This window comes from Pseudodesulfovibrio sp. (assembly GCF_028692895.1).
GTDB lineage: Bacteria > Desulfobacterota > Desulfovibrionia > Desulfovibrionales > Desulfovibrionaceae > Pseudodesulfovibrio.
Map to the genome: position 1 here is coordinate 23,109 of NZ_JAQUWN010000019.1, position 17,593 is coordinate 40,701.

Sequence of the window (17,593 nt, forward strand, 5' to 3'; positions counted from 1 at the left end):
CTCCGGCGGATCGAATCTAGAGCAGCTCCATGGCCTGCTCCACACTCCAGTTCTCGTGCACGACCTTGTTCAGCGCGGCCACGATCTTGGCCGGGTTTTCGTGCTGGAAGACGTTGCGGCCCACCGAAAGGCCGGAGCCGCCCGCCTGGATGGAGTCGTAGACCATCTGGACCAGGTCGCGGTCGCTGTCCATCTTGGGCCCGCCGGCGATGACCACGGGCACGCAGCACCCCTCCACCACGCGGGAGAAGGACTCCGGGTCGCCGGTGTAGTTGACCTTGACGATGTCCGCGCCGAGCTCCACGCCCACCCGGGCGCAGTGGGCCACCACCGTGGGGTCGTACTCGTTGTCGATCTTGGGCCCGCGCGCGTACATCATGGCCAGCACCGGCATACCCCATTCATTGGCCTCGGAGCAGAGCGCGCCGAGGTCGGACAGCATGCGGCCCTCGGTCTCGTCGCCCAGGTTGATGTGCACGGAGACCGCGTCGGCCCCGAGCTTGAGGGCGTCCGTGACCGAGCCCACCAGGGTCTTGGCGTTGGGGAACGGGGAGAGCGAGGTGGAGCCGGAGAGGTGGATTATCAGGCCGATGTCCTTGCCGCCCGCGCGGTGGGAGCAGCGGGGGATGCCCTTGTGCATGAGCACGGCGTTGGCCCCGCCGTCGGCCACCTGGTTGACGGCCTGGCGCAGGTCCACAAGGCCGTAGATGGGCCCGACGGTGACCCCGTGGTCCATGGGGACGACGATGGTCCGGCCGTCGTTGCGGTTCATGATGCGTTCCATCCGAATGGCTTTTCCCAGATGCATGAGGTGCTCCTTTGGTGTTTCGACCGGCGGCGCGGCCCGAAAAAAAAGAGGCCGCGGACTTTGCCCGCGGCCTCTTGGTTGATCGATTTTCTCCAAATACTAGCGCACACCAAGACCGCAGGCGTTCCTGTCGTTAAAGCTAAAGAAGAAAAAGAAACGGGCGGAGTTGTGTGTCATGACTATCGGGGTAGCGCAGATCGCCGCGCGCTGTCAAGCGGCGAACGGGTGACGGTTCGGGGGGCGGGTCAGTCGGCCACGGCCGTGCACTTCATTTCCACCAGGCCTCCCAGGGGCAGGCCCGCCACCTGGATGGCGGCGCGGGCGGGCTTGTGGGAGGTGAAGTATTCCGCGTAGATGGCGTTGAGGTCCGCAAAGCGGCCCATGTCCATGACAAAGACCTCCACGGCCAGGACCTTGTCCAGGGAGGAACCGGCGGCTTCCAAAATGGCTTTCAGGTTTTCCAGGGCCTGGCGGGTCTGGGCCTTGAAGCCTTCCGCCAGCTTGCCTTCGCCCGGGATGATGCCGAGCTGGCCGGAGACGAAGACCAGGCCGTTCGCCTTGGCGGCCTGGGAATAGGGACCGACGGCGGCCGGGGCCATTTCCGTATGGATCAGATCGATGTTCGGCATGGGAGCCTCCTTGGTTTGGCGGGGCGCTAACCGGCGACCCAGAGATAGGTGTTGCGAAATTTGGCGGGCAGGTGGCGGACGATGCGGACGATGATCGCCACGGCGATGAGCGCGAAAAGCAGTCGGCCCCAGAGGATGCCCGAGATGTGCCCGCCGATGAGCAGGAGCAGGAGCGTGTCTTCGATGAGCGAGTGGCACAACCCCATGAGAGTCAGGGAGTAGAAGACGTCCTCCCGGCTCACGCGACCGCTCTTGGCCTCGCTGATGATCAGCCCGCCGCCGTAGGCCAGCCCCATGGTCAGCCCGATGACCGTGATGGCCGACGCCTTGGGGCCGATGCCCACCTGCTTGAGCACCGGGCGGAGGATGCGGTTGATCAGCTCGATCAGGCCCAGGGCCTGGAGTATGCGCATGATGGTGAGCAGGGCGAGGATGATGCAGGAGATGGAGAGCAGGTTGCGCACCTGGCCGAGCCCCCAGGCCAGGAGCGAGGAATCGCCCGTTGCTTTCGCGGTGAAGAGCATGACGGCCGGGGTCTGGAGGGTGCCGGTGGCGTCGTATGCGAGATGCATCACCATGGCCAGGGCGAAGGCCCCGACCAGGCGCGAGACGGCCTGGAACAGGAAACGCGCTCCTGAGCGGCGGGCGATGGCGCACTCCACCGGGAGGCCGTGGCCCACCAGCATGAGCACCGCGAGCACCGTGGCCTGCGCTCCGGTCAGGGGATTGTCCTGAATGAGCGAGGCCAGGACGATGAGGCCGGTATAAATGTTGTTGAGCAGGGCGGCCGCCCAGACAAGGCCCATCTCCGCGGGCAGGCCCAGCAGGCTCATGGCGGGCTTGAGGGGCCAGGCCAGGTACTGGATCAGCCCCAGTTCCTGGAGTATCTTGACCCCGATGAGAATCGGAACCATGACCTTGAAGAGTTCGAGGGAAGCCGTGACGGTCTGGCGCACGATCTCCCCGGCGGTACGGAAGAGTTTTTCCATGGGATTGGGCCTCGTCGGCGCACTCTAGGGCATCCCCAGGCAAAAGAAAAGGGGAGGCCGGAGCCTCCCCTTGTTTTTGTCTGTTGTCGCGGGACGCTACAGGAAGGCCCTGGTGACGTGATAGCCGATGACGGCCATGACGAAGGCCAGGGTGGTGGAGCCCACCACGCTGAAGGCGGCCCAGCGCCAGCTCGACTCCCGGGCCATGGTCACCACGGTGACGAAGCACGGGGCGTAGAGCATGGTGAAGATTATCAGGGCCACGGCCGAGGCGGCGGTGAAGGCCGGGTCGGCCAGGAGCCGCTCGGACAGGGGCTCGGCGTCCTCGGGGTCCACGTCGCCCATGGAGTAGGCGGTGCCCAGGGTGGAGACGATGACCTCCTTGGCCGCGAACCCGCCGGTCAGGGCGATGTTGGTCCGCCAGTTGAAGCCCGCATGTTTGGTCAGGGGCTCCAGCGCGGCGCCGATGCGGCCCGCCACGGTGTTGAGCATGGCCTCCTCGGACTCGGCGTTGGCGATGTCGGCCGCGGCCTCCTCGGTCTGGGCGGCCTGGCGCAGTGCCTCGTAGTGGGCCACCCGGTCGGCGGGAAGCTGCGGGAAGGTCATCATGGCCCAGATGAGGATGGAGATGCCGAGGATCACGGTGCCCGCCTTCTTGACGTATTCCCAGGTCCGCTCCCAGGTGTGGATGAGCACGCCGCGCAGGGTGGGCATACGGTAGGGCGGAAGCTCCATGACGAAGGGCGTGCACTCGCCCCGGATGACCGTGGAGCGCAGGGCGCGGGCCACGAGCAGGGCCATGCACCATGCGCCCAGGGTAATGGCGAGCATGACCGTGGCCGCGTGGGCCGGGAAGAAGGCGGCGGCGAGCATCAGGAAGACCGGCACCTTGGCGCCGCAGGTCATGTACGGGGCCACGAACAGGGTGGCCAGCTTCTCCTTGGGGCTGCGCAGGGTGCGCGCGGCCATGACGCCGGGCACGGCGCAGCCGCCCGCGATGCCGCCCGAGACGATGAACGGCAGCACCGAGGTGCCGTGCAGGCCGAAGATCTTGAAGACGCGGTCCAGCATGTAGGCCATGCGGGCGATGTAGCCGGAGTCCTCAAGGGCCGAGATCATCAGGAACATGAAGATGATGAGCGGAACGAAGCCGAGGACGCCGCCCACGCCGTCGATGATGCCGGAGACGATGAGCGAGCGCAGGTGGCCGTCGGGCAGGGCGTTGCTTGCCGCGTCGCCGATGACGCCGAACAGGCTTTCCAGCCAGCCCATGGGGATTTCGCCCACGGTGAAGGTGACCTTGTAGATGAGATAGACGATGGCGATCATGATGAGCGGGCCGAGCAGGGTGTGGGTCAGGACCTTGTCCATCTGGTCGGAGCGCGAGATGCGGTCCTCGTCCAGCAGGGGGTAGGTGACCACGTCCTTGATGATGCCCGCGATGAAGCCGTAGCGGTAGTCGGCGATGAGCGCGTCGGGCTGGGCCTTGAGGGTCTTCTGCATGTGCTCCGCCACCTCGCGCGCCATGGCCTCCAGCCTGTCGGACACGGCGGTGTCGGCCATGCGGCCCTTGACGATGACGTCCTCGTCCCGCTCCAGGTACTTGATGCCGGTCCAGCGGGCCGGGACCCTGTCGGTCAGGAAGGCCGACTCCTCGATGAGGGCGGTCATCCTGGCCAGGACCGGGTCCAGGTCCGGGCCGTAGGAAATGTGCAGGGGCTTCCACTCCCCCCGGCGCTCCGCGGCCAGGGAGACGGACGCCTTGAGCAGTTCGTCGGTCCCGTGGGCGTTGCGGGCCACGGTCTCGACCACGGCGCAACCGGTCAGGGCGGCCAGCCGCGCGCTGTCGATGGTCTTGCCGTTCTTGCGCACCTCGTCCATCATGTTCAGCCCAAGGACCAGGGGCACGCCCAGTTCCATGATCTGCACGGCCAGGTAGAGGTTGCGCTCCAGGGCGTCGGCGTTCATCACGTCGATGACGGCCTCGGGCCGCTCGTCCACCAGGAAATTGCGGGCGACCAGCTCCTCCTGGGTGTAGGCCGTCAGCGAATAGGTGCCGGGCAGGTCCACCACCTCCAGGGAATCCCCGTTGCGGGTGAGGTGGCCGATTTTCTTCTCGACGGTGACGCCGGGCCAGTTGGCCACGTGCTGGTGCGCGCCGGTCAGGGCGTTGAAGGTCGTGGTCTTGCCGCAGTTGGGGTTGCCGGCGATGCCGATGGTATAGGTCGACATGCCTAGCCCTCCTGTTCGCGGACGGTTATGTGGTCGGCCTCGCTGTTGCGCAGCGTCAGCGTGAAATCCTTCAGTCGCAGGGCCACGGGGTCCCGCAGGGGGGCCTTGCCGATGACCTTGCATTCGGTGCCGGGGATCAGCCCCATGTCGCGGATGCGGCGGCCCAGCTCCCCGGCGGCCGACACCGTGACGATTTTCAGCATTTGATTGACCTTGGCCTTGCGCAGGCAGAACGGTTCGCTCATGAATGGTACCTCACTCTCTTGGCGACAGGTTAAACTTTCCGGGCTACTGGCGGCAGCCGCAGGATGGCCCTTGGGCCTTGTTTTGCGAGGGGCACGAGGGCCCCTGGCTACAGCCGGAGCAGTCGCAGGAAGGCCTGTCCGCCCGGAAGGTGCGGATGACCCTGCGCGCGAAGAACGCAAAGGCGGCGAGCACGATGATGCCTACTATTATGGTGTCGGTCATGATGTCCCTCAAAAGATGGTTGTGGCCCCATCGGGCCGGACAAAAGAGTGATAGTGATGTTGAAAATCAATGTCAAGTAAAACGCGCCGGAAAAATGCCACCGATTTTTGGCTGCCAATTAATGCAGCAATTCAGGTTGATTGAAATGGGAAAACGGTTTGACTGCCGTCGGCCTGTTCCGATCGTTCGCCAAGGTTGTCAATATCTTGCTTTTATGGTCATATGCGCGAATTCCGAATGGGAGTCGTCGCCAGTTGAAGACCAGATTGTTGCTTATCGCCGAACCGGGCGCGGCGCGCAACGCCTATATGGAAGTGTTGCGCAGTCTTGACGTCGAGGTGGATTGCGTCGGGTCCCCGGCCGAGATTACCGGCCGCCTGGCCGACGCCTTCTACAGCGGCCTGGTCGTCGACGTCCCGACCATGATCCGTTGCGAGTGCGGGGACAAGAACCGCATTACACGGTGCATGGAGCGGTTCCCGGTGCTGCGGGTCATGTTCAACCCCGACGCCGGCGGCATCCGGGGACTCTCCCAGGGCGGGACCCTGCGGCACAACCGCGACCTGGCGGATTTCGTGGAGTACGAGTGCCGGTCCTTCACCGCCCGCTCCATCCGGGTGGCCCGGCGGCGGGAGGTGGTTTTCAATGTAGTCCTGTTCAACCGGCCAGACGGGGCCGAAGGCGAGCGGACCGTGACCATCAACGTCTCCGAGCACGGCTGTTTCATTTTTACGATCAACGACTGGCGGCTGCAATCCCCGGCGTGGATGGTGGTCAGCGAGTTCGAGGACAAGACGCCCGTCGAGCTGCTGGTGCGTTGGCGGCGTCCCTGGGGAACCGAGGGCCGGGCCCCGGGAATCGGCGCGACCTTCGAGTCCATGACCGCGTACCAGTACGTGCAACTCCAGTCCATTCTCTGAGAACGAGGCGAGAGCATCATGTCGGACGATTCAAAGGAATTCATGCAATGGGTGGACGCTCTGGCCAAAGGCATCATCGCCGGTTGCGCCGTGGGCTTTTTGTTCAGCCTGACCGGGCTGATGGCCGCGCCCAAGGCCGTGGTCCTGGGCGGGCTGGCCGGTTGCCTGGCCTCCATCACCTTCAAGAACAGGACGGACGACCGCAGGGACCGGGACAAGTAGTCCCCGGCCGGGTCGTCAGAACCCCTTCTTCTTCAGGCCCAGTTCGAGCAGCCGGAGGGCCTCCGGCAGGTTTTCCCCGGGGGTGAACGTCTCCAGGCACTCGCGCGTGCCCAGCTTGCAGGTGTTGCTGTTGCAGGGATAGCAGGGCAGGCCCTTGGTGGCGCTGACGTGCTCGTCAGAGGGAAAGCCCCAGCCGGTGCCCGTGGCGCCCTGGATGGTCAGGGTGGGAATGCCCACGGCCACGGCGAAGTGGCGCGGGGCCGAGCAGTTGCCGAGGTGCATGGCCGCCCGCTCCTGCACGGCGGCCATCTCCCGCAGGGAAAGCATGGCGTCCGGGACCAGCGCACCGTCGCCCGCCTGGGCGGCCACGGTCTCGGCCAGCTCCTTTTCGCCCGGTCCGTAGAGGATCACGGCCCCCAGCTCGGGATGGCGCTCGCGCAGCAGGCGGACGAGTTCCGCGAAATGTCGTTCGGGCCAGCGTCGGGTCTCCCGCCGGTGGCTCGGGTCCACGGTGATGAACGGCCGCCCGCCCAGGCCGTGGCGTTCGATGAAGCCGTCGGCAAAGGCGCGTTCCCCGTCGGTCAGCCAGAGCTCCGGGCGTTCGCCGTTCCACTCGATGCCCAGGGGGGCGAGCACGCCCGCCTTGCACTTGGCGGCATAGCCGTACACCAGGGGACCCCAGTTGGTGTAGAGGAACCGGTTGTACCACTTGGGGGGAAAGCTCAGCCGCACCGGCGCGCCGGAGAATCGGACGACCCACTTGCAGCGGGGGAGCTGCTGGAAGTCCACGATGAGGTCGAACCCCTGCCGCGCGACCCCGGCGTACCAGGCCAGGGCCTTGAACGGGTTCTTGAGCGCCTTGCGGTCGAGGACCCAGACGGTGTCGACGTGGGGGTTGTTCTCCAGGACGGGCAGGCAGCGTTTTTCGGTCAGTACGTGCAGCTCGGCATCGGGGTAGCGCTCCTTGAGCAGCCGGATGGCCGGGGTGGCGAGGAGCACGTCGCCGATCTGCCGGAGCTGGCAGGCCAGGATTTTTCGGGGGTGCAGATTGGTGATGTCTTTCATGGATGGCGGTCCGGGATGGTTCCTCTCGAATGAGCGGATGCAATTTCCCCTATCGCCGGGGGGATGTCAAGGCGAGGGTATGGACAACCGGTGCCAGTTGTGCTTTGGTGTGCCAGCCTTACTCCCGACGCAAGGAATCAGCCGAACATGCTCTGCGCCATACCCATCGAAATCGTCAACCGAGAACTCGACGCGGTCCTGTACCTGGCCCTCCACCTGGCCGGGCGGGGACTCCCCACCCTCATGGGCGACTACATGGTGCGCCGCTGGGTCTTCCGGTTCGACAAGGGCAAGCCGGTCATCTATTTCGACCAGGACCAGAGCCTGCGCGACAACCAGGCCGTGCTCGACGCGGGCGGCGTGGTCTTCAACCTCAACCAGGAAGGCCTGGTCCTGGAGGACTCCCTGGAGCAGGCCGACTACGCCCTGGCCGTGCGCGCCCTGACCATGCTTTTCGCCTGGGGCGAGGCGGGCAGACGCAACATCCTGCGCCGGATTCCCGAGGACAGGCATTCCCTGGTCAAGGTCACGGGCCATCCCTCCTTCGACCTGGCCAACGAGCGCTTCGTCCCGTTCTACCGCGACCCGGAGATCATCGCGGCCCACGGCGAGGGCCACATCCAGATCAACACCAATTTTTCGTACGCCAACCTCAAGATGGACCTTGACCGGTACATCAAGATGCTCTCCGGCATGGACGAGTGGAAGATATACGGCGACAAGGCCGTTCAGGAATACGTCTGGAAACTGCACGACTTCCAGGCCGGCCTTCTTGACAAGTACATTGAGCTCGCCGGGGTTCTCGCCGACGCTTTTCCGGACCGCCACGTGGTCTTCCGGCCCCATCCCATGGAGAACCGCGACCGCTACGTCCAGGCCTTCCGCTCCCTGCCCAACGTTTTCGTGGACAACGCGAAGCCGGTGCGCAACTGGCTCGCATCGGCCGGGCACGTCGTCCACTGCGACTGCACCACCGGCATGGAGGCCCTGCTCATGGGCCGCCCGGTCATCGGCTACCGGCCGGTGGAGAACGCCGAACTGACCAACCGGCTCTTCGCCGGGATCGGGGTCCCGGCCGACACGCCGGAGGCCGTGGCCGAGGCCGTCCGCGCGGGCGACATGCCCGTCGAAATGCGCCGCGCCCAGTTGGCGACACTCTCTCCCTACCTGGCGAACCTGGAGGAGAGCGCGGCGGGCCGCATCGCGGACTACGCCGCCTCCTGCACCTCGCCGGACAAGGTCTGGCTGCCCCGGCCCCTGCGCTGGACCGAGCGGCTGGAGTGCTTCCGCAAGCACGTCAGCAAGCTGATCCGGGCCCGGCAGCCCGGGCACAATGGCCGCAAGGTCCGGTACGCACTGGAAAAATTCCCTCCCACCAACGTCGCCGTCCTCATCGACAAGGTCCGCCGCCTGCGCGAGGCCGAGCCCTCCCTGCCCGCAGTGCGGGTGGAGCAGGTCGCGCTCAACACGTTCCTGATGGTTCCGGAAAAAGGCTGAGTTTCGAGGGCCGCGTTTTGGCGCGGCAACGGGACTAGTCGATCCGTTCGAGCAGGAAGACCACCGGCCGGTAGCCGTCGGTGCAGCAGGTGACGAACCGCTGCGGCCCGCCGCGCGACATGGACCAGACCATCTTCTGCATGTCGGCCCAGGCCCAGCCGCAGAACCCCTCGGGCTTGTCCCAGGGCGCGTCCGGGCCGACGACGAAGACGTCGCCCTCGGCGAACTCCGGGCAGGGCGTCCAGCTTTCGGGATGGTCCGCGTACGCCTCGATCAGGTCCTGGTGGAAGAGCCGCTTCTGGACGGTGATGCGGACGGCGTGGTTGCGGCCCATGGCGCTAGTCCCGGCGCACCGGGATGCCCGCCCGGCGCAGGTGGGCCCTGGCCTCGGCCGGGGTCTGTTCCGTAAAGTGGAAGATGGAGGCGGCGGCCACGGCCGTGGCCCCGCCGTCGCGGATGGCCTGAAGCATGTGCTCGTAGTTCCCGGCCCCGCCCGAGGCGATGACCGGGATGGTCACCGCGTCGCTCACGGCCCGGACGGCCTCGATGTCGTAGCCCTTGAAGGTGCCGTCCAGGTCCACGGAGGTGAGCAGGATCTCGCCCGCCCCGCGCTCCTCCATCTCCCTGGCGAAGGCCGCCGGGGCCAGCCCGCGCGGGTTGCGGCCCGAGTTGGTGACCACTTCCAGCCGTCCGTCCGGGTGGCGCTTGAAGTCGATGGAGACGATGGCGCACTGGGCCCCGTATTTGTCCGCCACGCGTGTGACCAGGGCGGGGTCGTTCACGGCGGCGGTGTTCATGGCCACCTTGTCCGCCCCGGCCTCCAGCAACCGGCCCACGTGGTCCACATGGGTCACGCCGCCGCCTACGGTGAGCGGCATGAAGCAGTCGTCGGCGAAGTCGTTGACCCAGGCGAAATCAGGCTCGCGGCCGTCGCCCGTGGCCTTGATGTCCACGATGATGAGCTCGTCCACGTTGCGCATGTTGTAGACCTTGATGGACTGCATGAGCGAGCCCACGTGCCGCCAGCTGTCGAAGCCGACGCCCTTGACCAGCCCGTAGTCGCGGTAGAGCAGGGTGGGGATGATGCGCGTCTTGAGCACTACGATTCCTCGCTGAGCCGGATGAAGTTCTTGAGCAGTTTCAGGCCGATGGCCTGGCTCTTCTCCGGGTGGAACTGGGTGCCGTAGACGTTGCCGCGGTTGACCACGGAGACGAACTCGCCGCAGTAGGGCGTGGTGGCCACGGCGTTGGCCGGGTCGTCGGGCGCGAAGTGGAAGCTGTGCACGAAGTAGAAGTCCTCGCCGGGCGGGATGTCCGCCAGGAGCGGGTTGGGGACCTCGTAGTCCACGTTGTTCCAGCCCACATGCGGGATGCGCTCGCCGCAGGTCGGCCGCAGGGGGCGGACCGTGCCCGGAATCCAGCCCAGGCCCCGGTGCTCGCCGTACTCCAGGCCGGTGGTGGCCAGGAGCTGCATGCCCAGGCAGACCCCCAGGATGGGGATGCCGTAGGCGATGATCTGGTCTTCGAGGATCTTGTCCAGGTTGCGCTGGCGCAGCAGGCCGATGGCGTCGCCGAAGGCCCCCACGCCGGGCAGCACGCAGGCGTCGACGACCTTGAAGTCCTCCTCGCGGTCGGTGAGCAGGGGCTTGGCCCCGCATACCGTCAGCGCCCGCGAGATGGAGCCGATGTTGCCCACGCCGTAATCGACCACCGCCACCGTCAGCATGTCGTCCCCGCCCGCCTAGACGTTGTCGTCGTTGATCCGCACCAGGTTGCCCTGGCGGTCCCGGAGCAGGTTGCCGCGCCGGTCGGTCTTGAAGATCTTCTTGTTGGTGAAACGATCGCAGACGGCCTGGAATTCCTCCAGGGTCATGTCGATCTCCTCCAGGATGGTCGAGAGGTCGCAGCCCAGGTAGCTCCAGGGGAATTTGCCCTCGTGCTTCCTGACCAGTTGGAGTCCCTGCTCGCGCGAGAGGCGGCCCCGGCGGATGTGCCAGCAGGCCCAGTCCGTGGGGCGGCTGTAGCCGTACTTGAGGAACTTGAAATAGTCGTGGATGCGCATCTGCTGGTTGTCGAGGTTCTCATAGTTGACGATGGACCCCTCGACGATGGTCGGGTTGCTCTCGAACCCGTGGGCTGCGGCCACCAGGGCGTTGGAGAGGCCGTCCCACTGCTTGTAGTGGCCCAGGAAGATGCCCGTGACGCCCACCTCGGCCAGCTCCTGGTCGCTGGGGTAGGTGTACTGGACCAGGTGTTTCTTTTCGATGCCGGCCTGGCCCGCCAGGTCGGTGACGCGCAGGCCGAGCAGGCCGCCGAACTCCTCCAGCCAGCGCCGGGTCAGGTGCGGGCTTCCGGCGTCGGCCGCAGGGCCTCCGTTCTCGTTTTGGGGATTCTCGCCCCACACGATCAGAGGGATGCGCTGCTGGACCGCGATGCGCACGGGGATGGTGAAGATGGTCAGGTGCTCGGGCCAGGAGATGTCGCCCACCTGCTCCAGGCAGAGCTTGTTGATGCGCCGCCGGATCACGGGGTTGGTCGAGACCTCGATGTAGTCCACGCCGAGCTTCTTGATGTTCTCGATGTTGCGCCGTCCGATGGGGGAGAGGCGGTCGGTGCTGGCCGTGACGCACAGGGGGTTGAGGCCCATGTCGAGCATGGTCAGGGTCTGGTAGGTGGAGTCCTTGCCGCCGCTGCACGGGATGAGGCAGTCGTAGTTGGAGCCGTCCTTGGAGCGGTACCGCTCGACGATCTCCTCCAGCTCCCGCAGCCGGGAGGCCCAGTCTATCTCCTCGCGCTGCTCGAAGAACTGGCAGGCGGCGCAGACGCCGTTCTCATCGAACCAGAGGTCCGGCTTGGTCTCCGGCATGACGCATTTGGTGCAATATTTGAGGTGGTCGGACATGGTGTCTTCTCCTTTGGGCTTGGGGGATCAACCGATCAGGTTCCAGTTCAGGGGCGTTCCCATGGCGATGTCGCGGGTGGCGCGGCGGCCCGTCACCTCTTCCAGGTAGCGGGTGTGAAGGCCGTGCCCGGGGCGGATGGAGCGGACGTTTTCCCGGGTGAAGAGCTCGCCCTGCTTCATGTCCCGCACAACAAACAGGGAGCGGCGGAACGCGACGCTCTCCTTCTGCTTCTCGGTAAGGGCGTAGGAAATCTCGCCCAGGGCGGACTCCGCCGTGCGGATGTCACGCACCATTTGGCCGAACTCGTCGGGCTCCATGGAAAAGGCGCCGTCGGGCCCGCCGTCGGCGCGGGAGAGGGTGAAGTGCTTTTCCACGATGCACGCGCCCAGGCTTACGGCGGCGACGGCCACGGCGCTGCCCATGGTGTGGTCGGAAAGGCCCGCAGGGCAGCCGAAGGTCTGGGAGAGGTGGGCGATGGTGCGGAGGTTGGCCTCCTCGGGCGGGGCCGGGTAGGCCGAGGTGCACTTGAGCAGGGCCAGCTCCCGGCAGCCGTTTTCCCGCAGGGTCCGCACCGCCTCGTCGATCTCGGCCAGCGAGGCCATGCCCGTGGACATGATGACCGGCTTGCCGGTGGCGGCGATCTTCTTCAGCAGCGGGATGTCCACGTTCTCGAAGCTGGCGACCTTGTAGCAGGGCATGTCGTGCGCTTCGAGAAAGTCCACGGCCGTGTCGTCGAACGGGGTGGAGAAGCAGTCCATGCCCAGCCCGTTGGCCAGCGCCTTGAGCCGGGGCGTCCACTCCCAGGGGGTGAAGGCCTCCTGGTAGAGGTCGTGCAGGGTGCGCCCCTCCCAGAGGGTGCCCTGGACCGTGAAATATTCGTTGGCGCAGGGAATGGTGATGGTGTCGGCCGTGTAGGTCTGGAGTTTGACCGCGTCCGCCCCGGCCTCGGCGGCGGCCCGGATGAGTTGTTCGGCCCGCTCCAGGCTCTTGTTGTGGTTGGCCGACATCTCGGCGATGACGTAGGTGGGCCTGTTCGGGCCGATTTTGCTGAAATCCAGTCTGGACAAGGTGCCGCCTCCGCTCTGTTAGGGCAAAATCATCGTGGCCGTGGCCTTCATCAGATACTTGCAGTTGATGAACGTGTCGTGGGTCCGGAAGTGCTCGGCCAGGCGTTCCGCCACCGCGTCCCGCAGGGCCGGGTCGTGGAAGGTGGAGTTCTCCCAGTAGCCGAACACCTTGTCGGCCGAGTCCCAGGCCACCGGGTTGCGCTCGGTGGTGCTCCGGACGTCCTTGAGGTTGTCGCTCATCCAGTTCACCACGTCGGCCATGAACCGCTGGGCCGTGTAGACGATGTAGTCGTCGATTCCGACCCCGCACGCCTGGAGGAAGCTGAACAGTTCGTCGTTGTTCCGGCCGTAGGGGCCCACCACGGTGATTCGTCCGGTTTCGGACAGCCGGTCCCGCACCAGGCCGAGCAGCCGGGCGAAGTCCTTGTTGTAGTAGAGGCCGTAGGAGCAGAAGAACAGGTCGATCCGATCCGGGAACGCGGCCGTGACGGCCTCGAAATCATTGAAGTCCAGGCGGCGGGCCTCGACCCGGTCGCGGACGGCTTCGTCCAGTTGGCCGGTCAGGTAGTCCAGGGACTTCTGTTCGATGTCGAAGGCGTGGATGCGCGAGCCGGGAGTGAGCCGCCGGGCGAACTCCAGGGTCTGCTTGCCGGTGCCGCAGCAGCACTCGACGATGTTCGCGTTGTCCGGAATGTCGAGGCCCTGGAAGATCCAGCCGACGAAGTCCAGCGCCTGGGAGGCGTTGCCCTCGATTCTTGCGAGTAGCGCGTCCCGCCGCGTCGCGTTTTGTTTTTCAGCCATGTTGTCGATATCCTGAGTATTCTTGTGGTCGTTAGGGGATGATGGCCCGGTAGAGCATGAAGGCCTCGGCGGCGATGCAGCCGCATTGCGAGCCGCGCAGCGCGGCCAGGGCCTGGATGGCTTGGGCGCTCCTCGGGTGGGGCCAGGGCTGCAGTTCCTCCTCGTAGGCGCCGAGGGCCTCGATTTTCCTGTCGAGCTGGTCGGCGACGTTCACGTAGACCTGGGGCGTGAACTGCGGCCCGGCGCCCGGAGGGGCGTATTCGGTGCTGGAGAGGACCTCGAAGCCCAGGATGGTCCTGGCCGTCTTGCCGGGCAGGGGGCGGAAGGCGGTCATCACCGCGCGGTGCGTGAGGGAGTGGTCGATGTTCAGGTCGCCCGCGTGGTGCGTGAAAATGATGTCGGGATCGAATTCCCGGGTGCTCTTCTCGATGAACTGGACCAGGTCGAGCAGGGGCACGGAATCGAACCGGTTGTCGGGCATGTTGCCCAGGATCAGCTCCGTGGCGTTCAGGATGGACGCGGCCTTGCCCGCCGAGCGGGCCGCGCCGCTCCGGGACGCCGCCGCGTCGCTGTCCAGGCGCGAGGTGGGGCCTTCGCCGAGGAGGATGATGACGACTTCGGCTCCCTGCGCGGCGAGCCGGGCCAGCGTGCCGCCGCACCCCAGGGTCTCGTCGTCGGGGTGGGCCGCCACGGCCAGAACTTTCTTGCCGGTGCAATCAAACATCAGGACCTCTGTTTTTGCAGGATGACGATGGGAATCCCGTCGTGCTCCGACGGACCGATCCGCTCGAAGCCCGCCTTCTCGAACGCGCGGACGGACGCCGTGTTGTCCGCGCGGACTTCCGCCGTGAGGCTGGGCGTTTCCGGGTCTTCGGCAAAGAACCGGGCCGCGGCCTCCCGCAGGAGCCGGCTGCCGATCCCCTTGCCCCGCGCCGTCCGTCGCAGGGCGATGCTCAGGACGCAACGTCCCTTCTCGCGTTCGAACCGGATGTAGCCCGCCACGTTCCCGTCGGGCTCCCGGATGGCGTAGAAGGGGGCGTCCCCCCGGGCAAGTCGATTTGTAAACCATCGGACATGATCAGTCCACTGCACTTCGCCGGTGGAAAAGAAGAAGCGGCGGACCTCCGGGTCGCTCGCAACGGCGAAGACGCCCTCGCAGTCGTCCACGGTGACGTGGTCGAGCCGGAGCAGCCGTTCGGCCATGGCCCGGACGACCCTGTCGGCCCCTTGCCCGTCGATGAGGGCCATGCTTCGGCGGTGCAGCTCCCGGCGGGCGGCCGCCGAGGCCAGGGTCGCCGCGAGGGGGCCTTCCAGGCAGTCCACGGCGATGCCGTTTTCCACCAGGTGGCGGACGTTGCCCCGCTGGTTCTCGGCCAGGGAAAGGACCCCGAAGGGGACGCCCAGGGCGCACAGTTCCCAGCAGGTGGACCCGCCCGCCGTGACGCAGAAGTCGGCCCGGCTCATCCGCTCGGGCATGTCCGGGGCCGTGGGCAGGATCACCACCTCGGCCGGGCAGCCGGAGAGCAGCTCCCGCCACCGTTGTTCCGGCACGCCGCCCGCGATGACGTGCAGGGCGCAGCCTTCGAGAACGGGGTCGCACAGCCGGTCGGCCAGGGGGCCGAGCAGGGCGGAGACGTCGGCCCCGCCCAGGCTGACCAGGATGTTTTTCGCCCTGTCGGGAAAGGTCCTGGCCGCCGCCCCGGGGATTTCGGCGAGAAACTCGCTGCGCAGCAGGACGTGCTGCGGTCCCAGCAGTTTGTCCGCGATTTCGCCCTGGTAGGGAATCTCCTCCGCGCCGATGTTCTGGTTCAGCAGGAGGTCGCAATGGTATGCCGGGAGGTGGCCGTAGTCGTCCATGACCAGGACCCGGCGGCCGGTGCGGGCCAGGGCGCGCTGGCAGTCGGCGTCGAACCGGTAGCCGTCCAGGGCGATCCAGGGGCCGTCGGTGGCCGACACGTCCCGGACCAGGGCCTCGGGGGATTCCCGTTCCGGTGGCGGACCGTCCAGGAGGATGGTCTCGACGCCTTCCCGGCGCAGCCGGTCGGCGACGAAGTCGTTTTGCAGGCGGCCGATCAGGACAGCGCGGCCGCCGAGCCTTTGCCAGGCCTGGCAAAGGGCGATCATGCGCATGACGTGGCCGGTGCCGATGGCGGGCGAGGCGTCCGCCCGGATGGTCAGCGTCCCGATCACAGCTCGCCGGTCTCCCCGAGGACGCGGTACATGGCCTCGGCCCGGACCCAGTCCTCCTCGGTGTCGATGTCCTGGACGCGGTGGCGCGGGATGGGAACGCCCACTGCCTCGCCGTCCATGAATTCCTTGCCCGCGAGCAGGAACTCCCGCGTGGCCCAGTAGAACTGGCCGCAGTCGTGGAAGGCCTCGGGCAGGTCCTGGGAGCGGGTCGCGCGGTGCTCGGGCCAGAACAGGGTCATGCGGCCGTCGGCGTCGCGCCGGAGCCCGCGCTGGATGGGGTAGGCGAAGGTGGTCACGGCGAAGGCGGCCGGGGCCCCGGCCAGGGCCGCGTGCCCCCGTTCCAGGTCGGCGGGCAGGCAGAAGGGGGCCGTTGCATACAGGCCGCAGACGGTCTCCACCTCGCGGCCGTCGGCCAGGCACCACTGAAGGGCGTGGCGGATGACCGGCGTGGTGCCGGTGAAATCGTCGGCCAGGCTCGCCGGGCGCATGAAGGGCGTCTCGGCCCCGTGGGCGCGGGCCGTCTCGGCGATGGCCTCGTCGTCAGTGGAGACGATGACCGAGGCGAACAGCCCGGTGGCCAGGGCGGTGCGGATGGACCGGGCGATGATCGGCAGGCCGCAGAAATCCCGGATGTTTTTGCGCGGGATGCGCTTGCTCCCGCCTCGGGCCGGGATGACCGCTATGTTCATGCCACCTCCAGCAGGGTGCGGATCACGTAGTCGAGATTCTCGTCGGTCAGGGCCGGGAACATGGGCAGGGAGAGGATCTCCCGGTAGGCCGCCTCGGCTGCGGGGCAGAGTCCTTCGCCGGTGCCCAGGCGCTCCCGGTAGTAGGGATGCAGGTGGACCGGGATGTAGTGGACCTGGGCGTGGATGCCCGCCTCGCGCAGTTTCCTGTAAACCTCGTCCCGCCCGTCCAGGCGCACCACGTAGAGGTGGTAGGCGTGCACCGCGCCGGACCGCACCTTGAGGGGGCGGACGGCCGTGCCCGCGAACCGCTCGTCGTAGACGGCGGCGATCTCCCGTCTGCGGCGCAGGAATCCGGGCAGCTTCCTCATCTGGCTTTCGCCCAGGGCGGCCTGGATGTCGGTCATGCGGTAGTTGTAGCCCAGCTCCGTCATCTCGTAGAACCACGCCCCGGCCGTGTCGCGGGTGCGGGCGTCGGTGGTGATGCCGTGGTTGCGGAAGAGGCGCAGGCGCGCGGCCAGCCCGGCGTCGTCGGTGACGACCATGCCGCCCTCGCCCGTGGTGACGTGCTTGACCGGGTGGAAGGAGAAGACCGTCATGTCGGCCAGCCCGCCCACGGGCCTGCCGTCCAGGGTGGCCCCCAGGGCGTGGCAGCCGTCGGCCACCAGGGCCAGGCCGTGGCGGTCGGCGATCTCGCGCAGCCGGGGCCAGTCGCAGGGCTGCCCGGCGTAGTCCACGCCGATGATGGCCTTTGTCCGCTCCGTGATCCTGGCCTCGGCCGAGGCCGGGTCGATGAGCAGGGTGGCCGGGTCCACGTCGCAGAAGACCGGGGCGCCGCCCTGGTAGAGGACGCAGTTGGCCGAGGCGGCGAAGGTCATGGGCGGCACGATCACCTCGTCGCCGGGGCCGATGTTCAGGGCGAACATGGCGGCGTGCAGGGCGGCCGTGCCGTTCATCACGGCCACGCCGTGGGCCGCGCCGCAGAACTCCCGAACCGAGGTCTCGAACCCGTCGATGCGGGGGCCGGTGGTCAGGTAGTCCGAGCGCAACGCCTCGACCACGGCCCGCACGTCGTCGTCATCGATGTACTGCCTGCCGTAGGGGATGATGGACATG

Annotated in this window: 20 protein-coding genes; 3 read left to right on the top strand and 17 right to left on the bottom strand. The window is 67.0% G+C overall.

Features of this window, described 5'->3' with window-relative positions; translation table 11 throughout:
• Positions 1–16: 16 nt before the first annotated feature.
• The 6 genes from PHP91_RS06715 to PHP91_RS06740 all read right to left on the bottom strand — a co-directional run bounded on the left by PHP91_RS06715 (position 17) and on the right by PHP91_RS06740 (position 5,126).
• A complete protein-coding gene (locus PHP91_RS06715; protein ID WP_300138748.1) occupies positions 17–808 on the bottom strand; it encodes a 2-amino-3,7-dideoxy-D-threo-hept-6-ulosonate synthase in 792 nt (263 codons plus the stop codon).
• 245 nt (positions 809–1,053) lie between these two features.
• Positions 1,054–1,437: a Rid family detoxifying hydrolase gene (locus PHP91_RS06720; protein WP_300138751.1), complete on the bottom strand. Its 384-nt coding sequence runs from the start codon at positions 1,435–1,437 to the stop codon at positions 1,054–1,056.
• 26 nt (positions 1,438–1,463) lie between these two features.
• Positions 1,464–2,426 carry a nucleoside recognition domain-containing protein gene (locus PHP91_RS06725; protein ID WP_300138754.1) on the bottom strand — a complete coding sequence of 321 codons (963 nt, stop codon included), beginning with the start codon at positions 2,424–2,426 and terminating at the stop codon, positions 1,464–1,466.
• A gap of 96 nt (positions 2,427–2,522) precedes the next feature.
• Complete coding sequence (gene feoB, locus PHP91_RS06730; protein WP_300138757.1) at positions 2,523–4,658, bottom strand: ferrous iron transport protein B; 2,136 nt, start codon at positions 4,656–4,658, stop codon at positions 2,523–2,525.
• A gap of 2 nt (positions 4,659–4,660) precedes the next feature.
• The gene (locus PHP91_RS06735; protein ID WP_300138760.1) at positions 4,661–4,903 is read right to left on the bottom strand and encodes a FeoA family protein; all 243 of its coding nucleotides are present in this window, start codon (positions 4,901–4,903) and stop codon (positions 4,661–4,663) included.
• A 43-nt stretch (positions 4,904–4,946) separates the two neighbouring features.
• On the bottom strand, positions 4,947–5,126 hold the full coding sequence (locus tag PHP91_RS06740) for a FeoB-associated Cys-rich membrane protein (protein ID WP_300138763.1): 180 nt from the start codon (positions 5,124–5,126) through the stop codon (positions 4,947–4,949).
• A gap of 254 nt (positions 5,127–5,380) precedes the next feature.
• On the opposite strand from PHP91_RS06740, the gene PHP91_RS06745 reads away from it, so the two are divergent.
• On the top strand, positions 5,381–6,046 hold the full coding sequence (locus PHP91_RS06745; protein WP_300138765.1) for a PilZ domain-containing protein: 666 nt from the start codon (positions 5,381–5,383) through the stop codon (positions 6,044–6,046).
• Between the two features lie 18 nt (positions 6,047–6,064).
• The gene (locus PHP91_RS06750) at positions 6,065–6,268 is read left to right on the top strand and encodes a hypothetical protein (RefSeq protein ID WP_300138768.1); all 204 of its coding nucleotides are present in this window, start codon (positions 6,065–6,067) and stop codon (positions 6,266–6,268) included.
• A 15-nt stretch (positions 6,269–6,283) separates the two neighbouring features.
• On the opposite strand, the gene PHP91_RS06755 is transcribed toward PHP91_RS06750, so the two are convergent.
• Positions 6,284–7,333 carry a glycosyltransferase family 9 protein gene (locus tag PHP91_RS06755; protein WP_300138771.1) on the bottom strand — a complete coding sequence of 350 codons (1,050 nt, stop codon included), beginning with the start codon at positions 7,331–7,333 and terminating at the stop codon, positions 6,284–6,286.
• 147 nt (positions 7,334–7,480) lie between these two features.
• Between PHP91_RS06755 and PHP91_RS06760 the strand changes: the two genes are divergently transcribed.
• Positions 7,481–8,830 carry a surface carbohydrate biosynthesis protein gene (locus tag PHP91_RS06760; RefSeq protein WP_300138774.1) on the top strand — a complete coding sequence of 450 codons (1,350 nt, stop codon included), beginning with the start codon at positions 7,481–7,483 and terminating at the stop codon, positions 8,828–8,830.
• Between the two features lie 34 nt (positions 8,831–8,864).
• Here PHP91_RS06760 and PHP91_RS06765 read toward each other — a convergent pair whose 3' ends face one another.
• The 10 genes from PHP91_RS06765 to pseC are packed head-to-tail and all read right to left on the bottom strand — an operon-like array spanning position 8,865 to position 17,592.
• Positions 8,865–9,164: a TIGR04076 family protein gene (locus PHP91_RS06765; protein ID WP_300138777.1), complete on the bottom strand. Its 300-nt coding sequence runs from the start codon at positions 9,162–9,164 to the stop codon at positions 8,865–8,867.
• Between the two features lie 4 nt (positions 9,165–9,168).
• Complete coding sequence (locus PHP91_RS06770) at positions 9,169–9,930, bottom strand: imidazole glycerol phosphate synthase cyclase subunit (RefSeq protein ID WP_300138780.1); 762 nt, start codon at positions 9,928–9,930, stop codon at positions 9,169–9,171.
• Positions 9,930–10,556, bottom strand: coding sequence for an imidazole glycerol phosphate synthase subunit HisH (gene hisH, locus PHP91_RS06775; protein WP_300138783.1), 627 nt, complete (start codon positions 10,554–10,556; stop codon positions 9,930–9,932). Before hisH ends, PHP91_RS06770 begins: the two co-directional genes overlap by 1 nt.
• A gap of 15 nt (positions 10,557–10,571) precedes the next feature.
• On the bottom strand, positions 10,572–11,732 hold the full coding sequence (locus tag PHP91_RS06780; RefSeq protein WP_300138786.1) for an N-acetyl sugar amidotransferase: 1,161 nt from the start codon (positions 11,730–11,732) through the stop codon (positions 10,572–10,574).
• 27 nt (positions 11,733–11,759) lie between these two features.
• On the bottom strand, positions 11,760–12,800 hold the full coding sequence (gene pseI, locus PHP91_RS06785) for a pseudaminic acid synthase (protein ID WP_300138789.1): 1,041 nt from the start codon (positions 12,798–12,800) through the stop codon (positions 11,760–11,762).
• Between the two features lie 18 nt (positions 12,801–12,818).
• Positions 12,819–13,601, bottom strand: coding sequence for a methyltransferase domain-containing protein (locus PHP91_RS06790; protein ID WP_300138791.1), 783 nt, complete (start codon positions 13,599–13,601; stop codon positions 12,819–12,821).
• A gap of 31 nt (positions 13,602–13,632) precedes the next feature.
• The gene (locus PHP91_RS06795; RefSeq protein WP_300138794.1) at positions 13,633–14,325 is read right to left on the bottom strand and encodes a PIG-L deacetylase family protein; all 693 of its coding nucleotides are present in this window, start codon (positions 14,323–14,325) and stop codon (positions 13,633–13,635) included.
• Entirely contained in the window at positions 14,325–15,791 is a 1,467-nt protein-coding gene (pseG, locus tag PHP91_RS06800; protein WP_300138797.1) for a UDP-2,4-diacetamido-2,4,6-trideoxy-beta-L-altropyranose hydrolase, read from the bottom strand. The genes PHP91_RS06795 and pseG overlap by 1 nt, the downstream gene beginning before the upstream one ends.
• The gene (gene pseF / locus PHP91_RS06805) at positions 15,788–16,480 is read right to left on the bottom strand and encodes a pseudaminic acid cytidylyltransferase (protein WP_300138800.1); all 693 of its coding nucleotides are present in this window, start codon (positions 16,478–16,480) and stop codon (positions 15,788–15,790) included. Before pseF ends, pseG begins: the two co-directional genes overlap by 4 nt.
• The gene (gene pseC, locus PHP91_RS06810) at positions 16,477–17,592 is read right to left on the bottom strand and encodes a UDP-4-amino-4,6-dideoxy-N-acetyl-beta-L-altrosamine transaminase (protein ID WP_300138803.1); all 1,116 of its coding nucleotides are present in this window, start codon (positions 17,590–17,592) and stop codon (positions 16,477–16,479) included. Before pseC ends, pseF begins: the two co-directional genes overlap by 4 nt.
• Position 17,593 lies beyond the last annotated feature (1 nt).

Excerpts from the sequence above, each read along its gene's own strand:
- PHP91_RS06715 (WP_300138748.1), bottom strand. The coding sequence starts at position 808 with ATGCATCTGGGAAAAGCCATTCGGATGGAACGCATCATGAACCGCAAC.
- PHP91_RS06720 (WP_300138751.1), bottom strand. The coding sequence starts at position 1,437 with ATGCCGAACATCGATCTGATCCATACGGAAATGGCCCCGGCCGCCGTC.
- PHP91_RS06725 (WP_300138754.1), bottom strand. The coding sequence starts at position 2,426 with ATGGAAAAACTCTTCCGTACCGCCGGGGAGATCGTGCGCCAGACCGTC.
- feoB (WP_300138757.1), bottom strand. The coding sequence starts at position 4,658 with ATGTCGACCTATACCATCGGCATCGCCGGCAACCCCAACTGCGGCAAG.
- PHP91_RS06735 (WP_300138760.1), bottom strand. The coding sequence starts at position 4,903 with ATGAGCGAACCGTTCTGCCTGCGCAAGGCCAAGGTCAATCAAATGCTG.
- PHP91_RS06740 (WP_300138763.1), bottom strand. The coding sequence starts at position 5,126 with ATGACCGACACCATAATAGTAGGCATCATCGTGCTCGCCGCCTTTGCG.
- PHP91_RS06750 (WP_300138768.1), top strand. The coding sequence starts at position 6,065 with ATGTCGGACGATTCAAAGGAATTCATGCAATGGGTGGACGCTCTGGCC.
- PHP91_RS06755 (WP_300138771.1), bottom strand. The coding sequence starts at position 7,333 with ATGAAAGACATCACCAATCTGCACCCCCGAAAAATCCTGGCCTGCCAG.
- PHP91_RS06760 (WP_300138774.1), top strand. The coding sequence starts at position 7,481 with ATGCTCTGCGCCATACCCATCGAAATCGTCAACCGAGAACTCGACGCG.
- PHP91_RS06765 (WP_300138777.1), bottom strand. The coding sequence starts at position 9,164 with ATGGGCCGCAACCACGCCGTCCGCATCACCGTCCAGAAGCGGCTCTTC.
- hisH (WP_300138783.1), bottom strand. The coding sequence starts at position 10,556 with ATGCTGACGGTGGCGGTGGTCGATTACGGCGTGGGCAACATCGGCTCC.
- PHP91_RS06780 (WP_300138786.1), bottom strand. The coding sequence starts at position 11,732 with ATGTCCGACCACCTCAAATATTGCACCAAATGCGTCATGCCGGAGACC.
- PHP91_RS06790 (WP_300138791.1), bottom strand. The coding sequence starts at position 13,601 with ATGGCTGAAAAACAAAACGCGACGCGGCGGGACGCGCTACTCGCAAGA.
- PHP91_RS06795 (WP_300138794.1), bottom strand. The coding sequence starts at position 14,325 with ATGTTTGATTGCACCGGCAAGAAAGTTCTGGCCGTGGCGGCCCACCCC.
- pseF (WP_300138800.1), bottom strand. The coding sequence starts at position 16,480 with ATGAACATAGCGGTCATCCCGGCCCGAGGCGGGAGCAAGCGCATCCCG.
- pseC (WP_300138803.1), bottom strand. The coding sequence starts at position 17,592 with ATGTCCATCATCCCCTACGGCAGGCAGTACATCGATGACGACGACGTG.